The organism is Acinetobacter sp. ESBL14 (assembly GCF_036668815.1).
GTDB lineage: Bacteria > Pseudomonadota > Gammaproteobacteria > Pseudomonadales > Moraxellaceae > Acinetobacter > Acinetobacter gyllenbergii.
Genome location: NZ_JAZEVS010000001.1, coordinates 792,943 through 808,766, shown reverse-complemented (window position 1 = coordinate 808,766; position 15,824 = coordinate 792,943). Strand labels below are relative to the sequence as shown.

The following is a 15,824-nucleotide window of genomic DNA, read 5'->3' as shown; positions in this document are numbered from 1 at the left end:
AGAGTCCTCACAGGCATTGTTGCTATAACCCTAAACACATATATTTAATGGTCATGAACTCTTCCAAACCATATTTAGAACCTTCCCGGCCCACACCTGATTGTTTCACCCCACCAAATGGCACCACTTCATTGGAAATCGCGGTTGAGTTCATCCCGACCATGCCATATTCCAGCTGTTCAGCGACACGCCAAATCCGTGAAATGTTTTCGCTATACACATAAGCGGCCAAACCAAAAATGGTATCGTTGGCTTGTGCAATAACATCAGCTTCCTCAGTAAAGCGGATTAACGGCGCGACTGGCCCAAAAATCTCTTCCTGAACAATCTCCATCTCACGAGACACATCAGTTAAAACTGTCGGTTCAAAGAAGGTCTGACCCAAAGAATGCTGTTGACCACCACACGCCACTTGAGCACCTTTGCCACAGGCATCATCAATCAACTGTTTTGCTTTCAACACCGCCTTGTCATTGATTAACGGCCCGATCTGCACATTCGGTTCCAAACCATTGCCGATTTTGAATTTCTGTACCTCTTGTACAAATTTCTCAGTAAAGGCCTGATAAACCTTGTCATGGACATAGATTCGATTAGCACAGACACAGGTTTGTCCTGCATTACGGAACTTGGCAAAGATCGCACCTTGTACCGCTTTATCCAGATCCGCATCATCAAAGACAATTAGTGGTGCATTGCCACCCAGTTCCAGCGCCAACTTTTTAATGGTGCCAGAGCATTGCTGCATCAATAAACGCCCCACTGGTGTAGAACCGGTAAAGGTCAATTTTTTGACTTTTTCATGGCTGCTAAAGACCGAACCAATGTCTTGTGATTTGCCTGTAACAACATTAATGACACCCGCTGGGATACCCGCCATTTTCGCCAGTTTGGCAAGCGCAAGTGCGCAATACGGCGTTTCATTGGCAGGCTTAATTACGATGGTACAGCCCGCAGCTAACGCAGGTGCTGCTTTACGGGTAATCATCGCAATCGGGAAATTCCACGGCGTAATCGCAGCCACCACACCGACAGGTTCTTTGGTGATAATAAAACGCTGTTGGCTATTGGTGGTTGGAATCACATCGCCATAAACACGCTTGCCTTCTTCGGCAAACCATTGAATAAATGAAGCCGCATATTTCACTTCACCCAAAGCTTCCGCTAAGGGTTTACCTTGTTCAATGGTCATCATTCGCGCCAGTTCATCGGCATGTGACAAAACCAATTGATACCAAGCCAATAACAGGTCTGCACGTTTTTGTGCAGTCAAGCCTTTCCATGCAGCTAAAGCCTGATACGCCACTTCGACTGCTTCGGTGGCTTCTGCTGCACCCATATTGGGAATAACGCCAATTTCTTCACCTGTTGCAGGGTTGGTCACAGCAATGGTGGCATCGGATTGTGCACTCACCCATTGACCATTGATCAGTCCGCGTTGTTGAAATAACGGACTTGCTTGCAAACTTGACATGTCATATTCCTATCGATTGAAAGCAAGGTACGGCCTGATCACCGCACCTTAAATTATCTGATGCCTGAGACAGAATTACTTGTGATGTTGCGCAACCAGATTCTGGAAATAAGCAATACCATGTTCACTGATTCCCGAACGTTGCTTGTCGGTCATGATACGCCCCTGACCACGATAACCCCGTGATTTTAAACCACGTTGTACACTTTCAACCAGTTCAAGATCTTCAGGGCGGAAGACATTGCGATACCATTCAATCAAATCTTTCTGATCTTGGGTCAACTCTTCATTGGTAAAGAAAATGTCATAGTGCTGCAAAGTAGTTTCCGCATCCATCGGGAACTCATAGATCACGGTCATGAAGTTTGCACCCGGTGGTACGTTAAACATGGTGCACGGCCAAGTCCAGAAACCACTAAAGGTCGGGTCTTTGACCGATGGATCAAGCTTGAATGATTTTTCTGAAGAACGTGCATAACCATATTGCAGCGTCCAGTTTTGATGGGTGGTGTGCCAGTATTTATCCACCTGTACCGAGTCAGCAAAACCGGGATGTGCTGGACCACAGTGATAACATTCTAAATAGTTATCCACGATTACTTTCCAGTTGGCAGGTGTTTCCGTGACAAAACGTGCAGCCAGTTTCAAGTCTTTGATGACTGCACAAGCTTCATTCAGTTTTTGTGCAAATTCAGGCAACTGATCTTCAACACAGGTGGCATTTTCATCCATATTAATAAAGACAAAACCGCCATATTCTTCAACTTTTAACGGCACCATACTGGAGTTTTGCTTGTCGAAAGACTCAACATGATCACAGTTACGCGCCAATGCCAAGCTACCATCTAACTTAAACGTCCATGCATGATACGGACAGGTAATCACGTTTTTCGCTTTGCCACTGCCACTCAACAACTCATGACCACGATGCGGGCAAACATTATAAAATGCACGTAATACGCTGTCTTTACCGCGAATCACGATGATATTTTCCCCAATCACCTTGCGGGTAATATAGTCATTCGCTTGGGCAACTTCACTGCCATGTGCCACGCAAATCCAGCTTTTCGCAAAAATTTCTTCTTTTTCGCGCTCAAACACCTGAGATGAGGTATAGAACACCTTTGGAAATGTCCATGCCACATCTGGGTTTGAACAGAAATCTTCTGGTAATTTTTCAACTGCATTCATGGTTTTACTCCATTAAACTCTTTTGTCCTAACGACCGTTTTATCAAAATTGGCTGGTGTTCAAATCACTTGAACATTTGCTTTAACGAACTCAGCATGTGCTGATATAAATCCTGCACTACAGGACAGTCCCGTACTAAACGTAAACTGCCATGTAGTAATCCTTTGCCGAGATAGAACTCGGCGGCAATATTGGCCTGCTTTAACTTGTCGACGAAAATACGTCCGTCATCACACAGTGGATCGTATTCAGCCACCGCAACAAAGCTACGTGGCATATCACTGAACTCTTCTGCCAACAGTGGTGCTAAACGTGGGTCCTGCCAATCGCTTGTATTCGGTGCATATTCCTTCAGGTAATAATGCATTTCCTCGAGTGTCAATAACGGCGCCTGTGCATGCTGCTCACAAGACGCGGTATCAAAACTGCTGCCCAAACATGGATAAATCAAGGCCAAACCACAGGCCTGCGCACTGGTATGTTGCAACTGAACGGCTAGTGCCGCGGCTAAATTTCCGCCTGCACTATCGCCTGCTAAGGCAATCTGCGTTGGGTTAATGTTCCACTCTGCCCCATACTCACGTAGCCAGTGATAGACCGTTTCACAGTCTTCATAAGCGGCTGGAAAATGATGTTCTGGCACCAAACGATAATCCACACTCAGTACTGCAACATTCAGATCACGACATAAATAGCGGGTGATAAATTCATGTGAATCCAGATTTCCCAGCATCCAGCCACCACCGTGAATAAACAGCACGCAAGGCCAACCAGCGACAGGTGCCTCACCCAAGGGTGAATACAACCGAACATTGACGGGATGGGTGGCATGCGCAACGGTTTTATCTTCAATCTTCACCGTACCATCGCGTGGCAAGGTGTAGTGCAGGCACATGGCATCATAGGCCGCACGTATTGAATCAATATCGTTATCCGCTGCTGAATAAATGCTGCTCCAATACACCAGACTTTGCATTTCTTCACTTAACGCATCGCGTGTGTTCGGTTGTGCTGTCATGACAATTCCTTTTGACTGCTTTTATGTGCCAGTGCGGTTGCCGCAATATCAATCTGCATCTGTTGATTTGGGTCAGTATGCTCAAGCGCTTCCAAGTCATTAAAGCTACTCTGTTCAATCAAATGCGATGGCACTTTGGAATAATCCTCAATCAACCATTTCACTAAACCATAGGTCTGTACCAGAATAATCACAATAAACGGTAAGGCGGTCACAATGGTGGCAGTTTTCATGGTGTCTAAAGGTGCCTTAGAGAAAATCATCGCAATCGGCACTAGAGTTAACATCAGACACCAAAACAAACGCGCATTCGGAGATGGATCTTGCCCTTCACTTAGGCCACGGGTACAGGTTGCAGAAACCGCATAGCCCACCGCATCCATATGTGCTGCAAGGAAAATCACCATAATGCCAAGGAACAACCACATCATCAGCTTGCCTGCTGGCAATAAGCCCAACAGTTGACCAATCGCCACTTCACCGCCTTGCTGACTCAAGATTTGCGGCACATTGACCATGCCGTGAATAAAGCTGTGAACGCTGTAATTTTCAAATACCCCAAAGATGAACCATAAACCAACGCTACCGCCGATGACCATGGCAAGAATCACTTCTTTAATGGTGCGTCCTTTGGATACACGAGTCACAAATAAGGCCACACCAGGTGCATAAGAAATCCACCATAACCAATAGAACACAGTCCATTCACGGGTAAATTTTCCATCGCCCATCGGGTCGGTAAACAAGCTCATATCGACAAAGTTGGTCGCCATCAGACCAAAACTCATCAATGAATTATTCATAATGAATTGGGTTGGCCCAAAGCACAGCACATAGATCGCAAACAGCACCACACCCAAACACACCATATGGCTTAAACGCTGCATCCCTTTATCCATACCGACATAAGAGCTAAGTGCGAATAACACTGACACCGCTAAAATGATGATGACTTTGGTCATGAAGGTATTCGGAATACCTGTCAGCTGCGACAGAATGTTGGTAAAGGTCACCGCAGTCAGTACCAGTGAAATGGTCAAGGCACCAAACATACACAGCAAGAACATTAGATCGACCACACGTCCAACGGGGCCTGTCGCTTTAAAACCCGTTACTGCTTCGACCATTGATGCTAAGCTCAGCCCTTTATTCTTTCTGACATGGTAGCTATAGCACAGTGAAATCGATGCCAAGGCATAAATCGACCATGCACTTAGACCAGAGTGAAAGAAGGAATAAGCCACACTATATTTCAGGGCTTCCGCCGACTCAGGGGCCAAATTCAAACCCGGAGTTTGATAATAATAGGCCCAGTCTAAAAAGCCCCAGTACAAGGTGGATGATCCAATCCCCGACAAAATGAACATGAAAATCCATGACATGGTGCTGTATTGGGGCTTCCCCTCACCAAGCTTGATTTTGCCGTATTTGCTAAAGGCCAAACCAAAGGTAAAAATAATTGATAAAAAAGCAAATAATAGGACTGGCGTGGTAAACACTGACGTGGTCCACTGCATCCATTTTGCAGCCAGTTGTATTGATTCAGAGGAGTAGATTGCCAGCCCAGCCACCGAAGTAAATACAACGGCAAGACTGGTGATCGCAAGCGTCTTATCTGTATAAGACTTTGTAATTTGATTATCCATATCTATTCAATCCATCTCGGATAGTGACTATTCCCTCAGGGGTACTTACTCCATCGCGAATAAATCCATTTTTTGCTGAGTCACACAGGATGCAATCGCATCACCCACTTCATAGGTCTTGGCAGTTCCACCGACATCAGGCGTTTTCGGGCCATGCACCAACACATGCTCAATCGCCTGCATGATTTCCTGTCCTGCCTGAATCACCTGCTCATCTCCATCTGCCAAGAAATCCAGCATCATGGCACCCGACCAGATCGCAGCAATCGGATTGGCAATCTGTTGTCCGTAAATATCAGGTGCTGAACCATGTACAGGTTCAAATAGCGAAGGAAACTTACGTTCAGGGTTGAGGTTGGCTGAAGCCGCCAAACCAATGGTACCCGTGCATGCAGGGCCTAAATCCGACAAGATATCCCCGAATAAATTCGACGCCACCACCACATCAAAACGCTCAGGCTGTAAGACAAAACGTGCCGCTAAAATATCAACATGTTGCTTATCTGCCTTGATCTGCGGATAATTTTTTGCCATTGCATCGACACGTTCATCCCAATACGGCATGCTGACGGCAATGCCATTGGATTTGGTTGCAGCTGTGATTTTTTTAGCCTCACGCTGATCCGCAAATTCAAACGCATATTTTAAAATACGATCGACCCCATGACGGGTAAATACCGCTTCCTGCAACACAAACTCACGATCAGTACCTTCAAAGGCTTTACCACCGATGGCAGAGTATTCACCTTCACTGTTTTCACGTACCACATAAAAATCGATATCGCCGGGTTGTTTGCCAGCAAGTGGGCATTTCACCCCAGGCATTAACCGAACAGGGCGTAAATTCACATACTGATCAAAACGACGACGGAACTGCAGCAATGATCCCCATAGTGAAATGTGATCAGGCACCTTTTCAGGCCAACCCACCGCACCAAAGAAAATTGCATCATATTCCTGCAGGATCTCAAACCAGTTATCCGGCATCATTTTGCCGTGTTCAAGGTAGTAGTCACAGCTAGCCCAATCGAAGCTATCCATTTGAACTTGAATGCCATATTTGTCTGCTGCTGCCTTTACAACCTTGATGCCTTCTGGTAGAACTTCTAAACCAATCCCATCACCCGCAATCGTGGCAACTTTATACTTTTTTGCCATAACGCTCCCTTACACCTTTGGTTAATATCCTTAGCTGTAAACATGCTGTTTTCAGCAACAATGATCAATAAGAAAACTATCACCCCAATGGACACGGATCGTGAATAATCTACCTAACCTATCGGATTTAAAGGTTTTTTGCACAGTCGCCAAACGCAAGAGTTTTGTCGATTCAGCTGAGGAGCTGGGTGCTTCACCTGCATTTATCAGTAAACGCATCAACATTTTAGAAACCAACCTAAACTGCAAACTGTTCCATCGCAGCACCCGCCATGTCAGTTTGACCGAAGATGGCAAACTGATTCTGGATCGAGTCTCCAATATTCTGGATGAGTTTGATGAAATCAGTGAGCTGGTGAATAACCCCTTAAGCACGCCCACAGGTCATCTCGATATTGTCAGCAGCTTTGGTTTTGGCCGTAAACATGTTGCGCCCATCTTGTCTAAATTGATGACCATGTACCCCAAACTGGAAATTCAATTCGATACCATCGATAACACCAAAGACCTGATTCAGCACAGCATTGATCTGGATATTCGGATTGGTAATGACATTGCCCCGAATATGATTGCGAAAAAACTGATGTCTAATTTTCGGATATTTTGCGCAGCGCCCAGTTATTTGCTCAAACACGGCATGCCTGAAAGTCTGGAAGATTTACGTAACCACGATTGCCTGACCATCAGTGAGCGTGACCAATCCTCAGTATTATGGAAATTACGTCATCCTTCGGAAGATCGGTCGGTACATGTCACGCCGCGCTTTATCTCCAATAATGGCGAGATTATTCATCAACTGGCCATTGAAGGACATGGCATTATCTTACGTTCAATCTGGGATGTCGCCGATGAACTAATTAGCGGTGAATTGCAGCATATCTTGCCTGAATACTGGCAAGATGCCGATGTTTGGGCAGTGTATCCTTCGCGCTTAAAAAGCTCGTCTAAACTACAGACCTGTATCTTGTTTATTCAGAATGAATTGATCAACCGCTTACAACATGTTCAGAATCTGACTCGAGGTCAGTTGATCCAGCCGATTGAGCCAATCAATCCGAATACGGAAAAAGTCTTTTTATAATCGCGATAAGCTGCCTGCTTTCTTTTTTCACCAACATCATGCACATTAGCGAGATCATGAATCAGCAGGCAGCCTATGAGCACGGCAATATTTGTCCTCATTTTAATCGCAGCGGTATGCCATGCCACATGGAATGCCATTGTAAAAGCAGGGACAAATAAGTTTTTAACCACGGTATTGGTCACTGCCTCAGCAGCAGTTTTAGCAGCACTGCTCTTGCCCTTCTTCCCAATGCCGCATCACGATAGCTGGCCTTATATTCTGGCTTCAACGGCAATACAAATTCTGTATTTTGGCATGGTGGCTAAAATCTATCGCGTTGCCGATATGGGGCTGACCTACCCCTTAATGCGTGGCACAGCGCCGCTGATTGTGGCAATTCTAGGTACATTTTTGCTGCATGAAAAACTACAGTTCAATGCATGGCTTGGCATCATCACCATTTCCATCGGCATTTTATCGATGATTCTGGCTGCGCCCAAAACGGGACGTAAAGGCATTGGTTTAGCCCTACTGAACGCTGTCTTGATTGCAGGTTATACCTTGCTGGATGGTCATGGCGTTCGCCTTGCAGGATCAGCCATTGCCTATATCCTATGGAGTTTCGTACTTTCAGGACTGATCTTTTTTATCTTTGCCCTAAAAATGCGATATCGTCAGATGGGTGAGTATTTTCGACATAATTGGCATTTGGGCTTAATTGGTGGCATCGGTTCATTTTTCTCTTATGGTTTGGCGCTATGGGCAATGACGCTTGCACCTGTTGCGATTGTTGCCGCACTAAGAGAAACCTCGATTTTATTTGCCACACTGATCTCAATCTTTATTCTAAAAGAACGCATCAATGCGGTACGGATTATCTCCTCATGTCTCATTTTAGTTGGTGCTTTAATCTTAAGAACCGCCTAAACGAAAAAAGTCAGTCTATCGCAAACAGACTGACTCATTTTCAACGCTGAGTTTAGAAGTAATAACCCAACGATAAATAGAACAATTTATTCCATTGATTGCTGTCACCTTGAGCAAGGCCATCCGCACCACTGCCCGTCATTGGGTCATTACGACTCCAGATATATTCGCCCTGTATGCCGACTTTTTTATAGTTAAAATATAGACCTGCAATTAAACGATCCGAATCTTGATAGCCTGACTCATCTTTATAAAAACGGCTATACGAGACATAAGGTTTAATATTTTCTAACTGATGGAATGGCTTGGCAAAGGTGTAATTAATTTCATTAGCCATATATTTGCCTTTGTTCGCCACCTGATAGGGATAATCAAATGCACCAATGGTCGAACTTTTTGGTAAAAGGTCATCTGCATTTTTAATGTCCTGCTCTCCTGCCAAGAACAACCATTGCCATGCCTGATAATTGGTGGTGCTAAAAATGCTCCATGTACTACGATGCCCGTCTCTATTGGTGCGATTATTTTCCAATTCTGAATACCAGTAAGAGCCACCAATTTCCGTGGAGAAATTCTGGGATTGATCTAGCTCAAACTTTCGGGATAAACGCGTCACCCACATATTCTTTTCATCAATATCGGTGCCTTGAGTCAGATCATCTGCCCGCACAAAGTTACCGCTATAGCGACTTGAATCTTTGGAGGTGCCTTTGTAATTACCACCATCAGTCGGGTAAAAACCGAGAATGAAGTTATACAGATTGTCCTTAAACTGATACTTCACTCCAAGGTTTTGAATATCTTCCAGTCCAACGGTATTGAGTAAAGTTTCATAATAGCTATTGCCCCAGAGTCGTCCGAAGCCGAAATCAACCGATTGAAAACCGACTGTCAGTCGTTGCTGATCCGAAAATTTGTAACCTGCCCAAGCATCTTTTAAAAAGAGTGCATCACATAAGCGGTCATATTGGTAGCAACGCACATCCATTGAAGCAATCCAATTCGGATTTTCATAACTGAGTACCGCTTTTATATCTGCCAGTCGCCAGTCATCATTTTTAGAGCCTTCATTGGCTTCGACTATATAGTCTTTATGGATATAGCGGGTACGGATTGCGCCTGTCAGTTTCAGTTCACCCGCTTGTGTTTTCGGATCACCGATACTGAAATCGGAGGCCCAGACTGGTGTATTTGCCAAAATACCCATCGAACCCAAGAGAAGCAGTGTTTTTTTCATTGTTGTACGTCCTTGTTTAACCTCATAAGAAAATGAAGAAATTCATGCAGACAAACAACGCTTAAACTATAAAGTTGGTCTTTACGGAGTGTGTTTAATGAAACAGGATTAGAAATGCTGAAGCTATCTACACGTAAATTTAAAGGTTTAATTCATGCAATAGATAGCTTTAGCTCTTTTTTATGGTTTAGAAATTTACAGTAGAAATCTCTTCTACAACCTTTAATCCTTGCTGCGTTTTTTTAACCGAGTACATATTCAAATCCATTGATGAGGCTAAGCCAAATTGAAGCCGCGTGCTCAAAAGAATTGAAATGTTACTGCTGTCATTTATTAACTGTGGCTCGAGTATCTGTAGATGATCTGCGAACTCTTGTGCGAAAAATGAATTATTAAGCTTTGTTAGATCATTGATCTGCACATCGAATAAAATGAGTTGAGCCTCTGATTCTTCTTCCGTTTCTGAAATCCGTTTTACATGGATAATTTCTGGTTGACTGTTCTTAAGCTTTTTAATTTCAACAGTATTATTACGGTCAAACAAATTGAAAGACGAAATTCCAATACCTAAACCCACCAACGTAATCAATGCTGCAAAAATCTTATGCTTAGGCCACATCTCAGGAACTTGCTGTTCTTGATCATCTTTTTTTAAATTAATCACCATTGAACCCGCAACGAAGTTATGAATGGAACGGCGGTTTTGTCGGTTAAAAATATAAAAATAAATAAGCAAAATTTGTAAGCAGGCCAACAACAGATTGAATAATTCAGATAATAGTAAAATCGGAAAATAACCACTTAATGATATAAGGCATGATGGTGCAAACAAGATGGCTGAACGAAGCAATGATGGGATTACCGCAAGATCTTTCCCATGTGTGTCAGCCACTCTGATTTTTAAAAGCTGTTTGCCAAAAGTTTGTCCAGAGTGTAAATGACTGTTTAACAAACCAAAATATAAAACAACAAAGAAATATCCAATAAAAATAGATATAACTGGGAATTGATGCAAAAAATTAGATAAAAGTCGAATCGTACTCCAGCAGAAACCTCCTACCAGTAATAAATCAATAAGAAAAGCGAATGATCGACGCCAAAAACCAGCAATATAAGAAAATTTTACAGAAGACAAAACATACCCTTTATATTTAATTAAAAATTTATAACTTTAGCTATCAAACTAAAATTTCAAGATTATATAATAAATCCGAATAAAATACATTAATGAAGCATCTCACCCAAGGCTTTTATATTCAACCACTCTTCATCTGTATATTTCATTTTAGCCAATAAATTTTGATCACTGATTTTTCGTTTATACTGTTTATATATATTAATATTATTTTTATTCAAAAATTCAACATACTCACCGCCATTTTCATTGCGATGGAATTCAGCAAAAAATAAAACTGTATAAAAATCTTGTTTTTGAGTATCACTCAAATCCTCTAGTAACACATCTACGTGATTATAGAACTCAGTATAAGTTAGGTTTCCACAAAAAATATTCTGATCAATACGACGGATTGCTTGCTGTACTTTTATATCATGGCTGAGTTCCACCACTCGCTTATTAAAATTATGGATGCATGATTTTTCCTCTAATAAAGAACAACTTGACAGAGGAACAAACATTAGAACAATGAGTAATATCTTCATGTGCTTTGGTATTTCTTTCTCTAACAGAAAATTAAACATAAAATACAACAACTTATAAAATTAATTTTCATCATTTAGCTCATCAAACTTAGTTTTTGCTTCAATATTTCCAAGAAGATGAGCTTTACATAACTAAGCTTTAGCTTCTGCTAACACTTCAATTTTATCTCTATTTAATAAAATAGTAGATAAAGAAAATTCTAGAAAAATTAAAAGAAAATTCAAAACAATCAATCCTTAAATATTTATAATTATAGGATAGCTTTCTTAATCAACTTTTGTACAGGCTATATTACTCTGGCATTTTTTATCCCAATATTCATAGCCAGTAAGATCATCGGCCGCTTTGTAATAGAGTCTAATATTGTAGATTGCATTGGTGTCGCCATTTTCTGCCATTTCCTGAATAATATCTATAGCTTTCCCAACATCTCTTTTAACACCATAGCCTTTGTAATATAAGGTAGCTAACTGAATTTTAGCAAAATCATAATCTTGTTTTGCAGAAGCATCGTACCAGTAAAAAGATGTTTTATAATTCTGCTTCACTCCCTCACCATAAAAGTACATTTGCCCCAAATTGAATTGAGCATCTGGATTTCCTAAACTAGCAGCTTTACTATAGTAAGAAAGTGCTTTATTTAAATCTTTCGCAACATATTCTCCATTGTTATACATAACACCTATAAGATTGATTGCTGGGGCATAATCGTTAGATGCTGCTTTTTTTAAGATTGAAAAAGCTTCAGCCCCATGATTACTTTCGAGTCTTAATCTACCTATATTATATACAGCAGGAGTGTAATCATTATTGCCCGCTTCAGCATATAAGCTAATTGCTTTCTTCATATCCTTGTTGACATGTAGACCATTTTCATAAAAATAGCCCATTTCATTTTTTGCAAAATCACTTTTATAATAAATCAAATTGTTAAGCGTATTATATGCTTCTTTATAATTTGATTGACTCATTTCTTTTTCATATTTTGAAATGAGTTTATTTTCTTCTACTTTAGAAATACTTCTCTCATTGTTCGAGCTACAAGCACCAGCTACAACAATAATTAAAATAAAACAAAATTGATATTTCATAAGTTTAACCGTATAAAATTTAAAGAAAAAACATCATGAATGAGCTTACAACTATCACAAAGCCAAAAAACATTGATAACTTAACATAAGACCATAATTTTTTATGTTGCTCTATCACCACCATTGCGGATTTAAAATCTAAGCCATAGAATAACCTCCTTTCTTCAAAAAAAATTTTTAAATTTTTATATGAAAACCAGAAAATAGTATTAACAAAAATAATAGCTAAAATTATCGTTTCAATATTAGCAACATTAATTTTTTTGTTTTTATACAAGTCACCATAAAAAATACTTTTTAAATCTTCATTTTTATTCACATATCTCGATGCTAATTGATGGAATATAGCCCATAGTACAATAGATATTATTAAATAAATCATTAATAATTTTTTAATGAGCATAGCATCAACTATCCAAAATATTTATAAAAGTCTAATTAAAAGGTCGCACTCAAGACAACTTATAAAAAAATTAAAAAATTTTAAAAAAGATAATAAAATTAATTATTTAAATTCAAAAAATCATTAACTTCCACAATCCCTCTTTTATGATTAGAGTCATCTACAGCAATTTTAATACCCTCATCAGTTCTTAAAATTCTAATATTCCCATTTAAAACTTTACTATCTAGTTCCAGTAATTTTTTTTGAGCTGCACCCAATCCAAACTCTTTTGCTAAAGTATAATAAGCATATGCAAGATCAAAATCTTGCTTTACCCCATCACCTTTTTCATATAATGATGCCAAATTATAAGCAGCACGAGGTTCACTGTTTTCTATTGCTTTTTTATACCAATACACAGATTTCTCAATTGACTTATCAATAACTTCCCCCTTCTTGTACATCGCTGCAACATTAAATTGTGATGGGGCATATCCCTGCTCTGCTGCTTTTAGAGAATATTCAAAATACTTATTGAGGCTTTTTGTTCCACCTGAACCATTGTAGTAGCAGTTCGCTACATTTGCCTGAGCAAGTAGATGCCCTAGATCTGCAGCTTTTTGATAATATTCACATGCTTTCTTTAAATCCTGTTTGAGATAGAATCCATTGAAATACATAAAACCAATCGAGTTTATTGCTTCAGGTATATTTTTCTCCATAGCATTTTTATAGTATTCATATGCTTTTCTATAATCTTGCTCCACACCGATACCATGTGCATATAAACTCCCTAAATTATTTTCGGCAAAACCATTATTATTTTTAACTGCTTGCGTATACCAGTAAATTGCTTTGTTCATATCTTTTTTTTGATCTAAATATCCATTCTCATATATCACGCCCATCAAGTTTTGAGCGATAGCATCGTCTTTTCCAGCTGTAATGACTAATCCGCTAAAGAATTGTTTCTTTTCCTTTTCATCATTACGCTTCATTACCTCATTTATTTTAGATAAATCTATACTTATTTTTTTATCATGAGCTTGACCAGCCTTTACATCACACCCTGTCAAACTTAACATTAATACAAATACAGAAAACAAAAATTTCATTCTTAGTCCTATAGCCCAAGACATATTTTATGAAAAACATTAGCGAACAATTATTATATCTTTTAATTATTGTTAATTATATAAATTAACAATAAAATAAGATACCATATGTTATAGCAATACTTTCAATTTTGATGAAAAATATTTTCGCTCTTTCTTTTCTTATCTTTTTAGCTTCTTGTGGCAATACCACCAAAGACCCTAGTTCAAATACAGAAAAAGTATATATCTATGACGAAGAAACCAATAAAAAACTAAAACAAGCAGAATACTTTATTGATAATGATCAATATGATAAGGCCTTTCCAATACTCTTGAAGCTTGCCAATCAAGGAAATCCCACTGCACAAAATGATATTGGCGCAAGCTATCAATATGGATTTAATGGTGAAACCAATGAAGAAAAAGCGATCTCTTGGTACACTTTAGCTGCTAAGCAAAATCATGCTGCATCTATACATAACTTAGGATTAATAGAATTTAATAAAGCAAAAAATGAGGAAGATTATCGAAAAGCATTTAATTTTTTCGAAAAGGCAGCAAAATTTGATTCTTATGAGGCTGTTAATTTTATTGGCATATATTATGCTAATGGTATTCTTTTTCCACAAGATTCAGTCAAAGCAGTACGAAAATTTAGGATAGCAGCGGACCATGGCAATGCCTCTGGACAATTTAATTTAGGTCAAGCTTATTATTATGGCCATGGTGTAAAAAAAGATTATAAAAAAGCCTTTGAATGGTACACAAAGTCTTCAGATCAAAACTATGAAACAGCATCAATACAGTTAGCAAATTTATACGCAAATGCTAAAGGCACATCAAAAGATTTGAACAAAGCGATTGGCTTACTCAAACCAATAGCTGAAGATGGTAATGCCACTGCTCAGTATAATTTAGCTATAGCCTATAAAGAACAAAAAAATGAAAAGGAGTTTTTACTCTGGAAAAACAAGTACGATAGAAATCCAGATAAAACAGAATAAATTTTATCATCAGAAGAATTAAAGTATATAAAATATAATTTACGACAATAAAAGTCGTGATTTCATACTTTTATTTTATTCACAATTCATTGTAATACTTTAATTAATTGGTTTAATCTCTAAACGATCTAATTCTTTGCAAATATCTAACATCACTTGAAAATTATCTAAATTAGCTACAAATGGAATATATTCGAATAGATTTGCTTTTTTCATATTCTCAAGCATTTTCTGCCCACCTAATACTGCAGGTGGTTCGAACGCATAGATTTCATGGTCTTTTAGCTCACCTAAATTCGCTAAGCAACGTTCAAAAAGAAAATTTTCGTTATTATCATAAATATCAATATCTTCATTTTTCGCTCTAGTAACGATCGTTGCAAGGAAAGTCTTAACATGATCCATTTCATCGAATGAACTATGTACATCAATATTTGGATAAATTCTCAAATTTACGATATCTATTGTCAATTTTGAACTCGTTTTTTTATTCATAACGTACAAATTTCCATATGCTGACCTACCAAACACATAAAAGTCATCATGATTAGTAAAATCAGTATGTTTCAAACACAAATTCAAAATGTCAATATAGTCAGCTGGATTGACCAACCAGAAACCACCATCTTCAAAACAAGCAAAACCTAGATTATCCCAAATATAAAATAAATAGTTAGGATAAGTTTGTTGATATTGAGCTATAAATTCAGTGGTTGGTTTTCTAGCTACTTTAATATTACTAAAGCGTATATTAAAAAAAACTAGATGATCATTAATTAACTTGAGCATCTCATCAGATAACATTATGTATATCTCTCTAATTCCATAGTAATTTTAGTTAAGCATGCAACACTTCAACCGAGGCTTTAC

The 15,824-nt window shown here is 39.2% G+C and carries 15 protein-coding genes; 3 read left to right on the top strand and 12 right to left on the bottom strand.

Annotated features, from left to right (window positions below):
- Positions 1-22 precede the first annotated feature (22 nt).
- The 5 genes from V6E90_RS03925 to V6E90_RS03905 form a co-directional block, all read right to left on the bottom strand.
- On the bottom strand, positions 23-1,474 hold the full coding sequence (locus V6E90_RS03925; protein WP_332604566.1) for an NAD-dependent succinate-semialdehyde dehydrogenase: 1,452 nt from the start codon (positions 1,472-1,474) through the stop codon (positions 23-25).
- 75 nt (positions 1,475-1,549) lie between these two features.
- On the bottom strand, positions 1,550-2,665 hold the full coding sequence (cntA, locus tag V6E90_RS03920; protein ID WP_005274384.1) for a carnitine monooxygenase subunit alpha: 1,116 nt from the start codon (positions 2,663-2,665) through the stop codon (positions 1,550-1,552).
- A gap of 64 nt (positions 2,666-2,729) precedes the next feature.
- Positions 2,730-3,683 (bottom strand): alpha/beta hydrolase, encoded by a 954-nt coding sequence (locus tag V6E90_RS03915; RefSeq protein WP_332604565.1) that lies wholly within the window; start codon positions 3,681-3,683, stop codon positions 2,730-2,732.
- Positions 3,680-5,335, bottom strand: a complete 1,656-nt coding sequence (locus tag V6E90_RS03910) for a BCCT family transporter (RefSeq protein ID WP_332605065.1) — start codon at positions 5,333-5,335, stop codon at positions 3,680-3,682. The genes V6E90_RS03915 and V6E90_RS03910 overlap by 4 nt, the downstream gene beginning before the upstream one ends.
- A gap of 39 nt (positions 5,336-5,374) precedes the next feature.
- Positions 5,375-6,487: a tartrate dehydrogenase gene (locus tag V6E90_RS03905; RefSeq protein WP_332604564.1), complete on the bottom strand. Its 1,113-nt coding sequence runs from the start codon at positions 6,485-6,487 to the stop codon at positions 5,375-5,377.
- A 100-nt stretch (positions 6,488-6,587) separates the two neighbouring features.
- Here V6E90_RS03905 and V6E90_RS03900 point away from each other — a divergent pair, with 100 nt between their 5' ends.
- Entirely contained in the window at positions 6,588-7,568 is a 981-nt protein-coding gene (locus V6E90_RS03900) for a LysR family transcriptional regulator (RefSeq protein WP_016542891.1), read from the top strand.
- Positions 7,569-7,643: 75 nt separating this feature from the next.
- On the top strand, positions 7,644-8,477 hold the full coding sequence (locus V6E90_RS03895) for a DMT family transporter (RefSeq protein WP_332604563.1): 834 nt from the start codon (positions 7,644-7,646) through the stop codon (positions 8,475-8,477).
- A gap of 52 nt (positions 8,478-8,529) precedes the next feature.
- Here the strand turns inward: V6E90_RS03895 and V6E90_RS03890 are convergent, their stop codons facing one another.
- The 6 genes from V6E90_RS03890 to V6E90_RS03865 all read right to left on the bottom strand — a co-directional run bounded on the left by V6E90_RS03890 (position 8,530) and on the right by V6E90_RS03865 (position 13,968).
- Complete coding sequence (locus tag V6E90_RS03890; RefSeq protein WP_332604562.1) at positions 8,530-9,714, bottom strand: porin; 1,185 nt, start codon at positions 9,712-9,714, stop codon at positions 8,530-8,532.
- A 187-nt stretch (positions 9,715-9,901) separates the two neighbouring features.
- Positions 9,902-10,849 carry an RDD family protein gene (locus V6E90_RS03885; protein WP_332604561.1) on the bottom strand — a complete coding sequence of 316 codons (948 nt, stop codon included), beginning with the start codon at positions 10,847-10,849 and terminating at the stop codon, positions 9,902-9,904.
- A gap of 89 nt (positions 10,850-10,938) precedes the next feature.
- Entirely contained in the window at positions 10,939-11,376 is a 438-nt protein-coding gene (locus V6E90_RS03880; RefSeq protein ID WP_332604559.1) for a hypothetical protein, read from the bottom strand.
- Between the two features lie 267 nt (positions 11,377-11,643).
- A complete protein-coding gene (locus V6E90_RS03875) occupies positions 11,644-12,468 on the bottom strand; it encodes a tetratricopeptide repeat protein (RefSeq protein WP_332604557.1) in 825 nt (274 codons plus the stop codon).
- 19 nt (positions 12,469-12,487) lie between these two features.
- A complete protein-coding gene (locus V6E90_RS03870) occupies positions 12,488-12,871 on the bottom strand; it encodes a hypothetical protein (protein ID WP_332604556.1) in 384 nt (127 codons plus the stop codon).
- A gap of 98 nt (positions 12,872-12,969) precedes the next feature.
- Positions 12,970-13,968, bottom strand: a complete 999-nt coding sequence (locus V6E90_RS03865) for a tetratricopeptide repeat protein (RefSeq protein WP_332604555.1) — start codon at positions 13,966-13,968, stop codon at positions 12,970-12,972.
- 134 nt (positions 13,969-14,102) lie between these two features.
- Between V6E90_RS03865 and V6E90_RS03860 the strand changes: the two genes are divergently transcribed.
- Positions 14,103-14,954, top strand: a complete 852-nt coding sequence (locus V6E90_RS03860) for a tetratricopeptide repeat protein (protein ID WP_332604554.1) — start codon at positions 14,103-14,105, stop codon at positions 14,952-14,954.
- Positions 14,955-15,053: 99 nt separating this feature from the next.
- On the opposite strand, the gene V6E90_RS03855 is transcribed toward V6E90_RS03860, so the two are convergent.
- Complete coding sequence (locus V6E90_RS03855) at positions 15,054-15,758, bottom strand: GAD-like domain-containing protein (RefSeq protein WP_332604553.1); 705 nt, start codon at positions 15,756-15,758, stop codon at positions 15,054-15,056.
- Between the last annotated feature and the right edge of the window lie 66 nt (positions 15,759-15,824).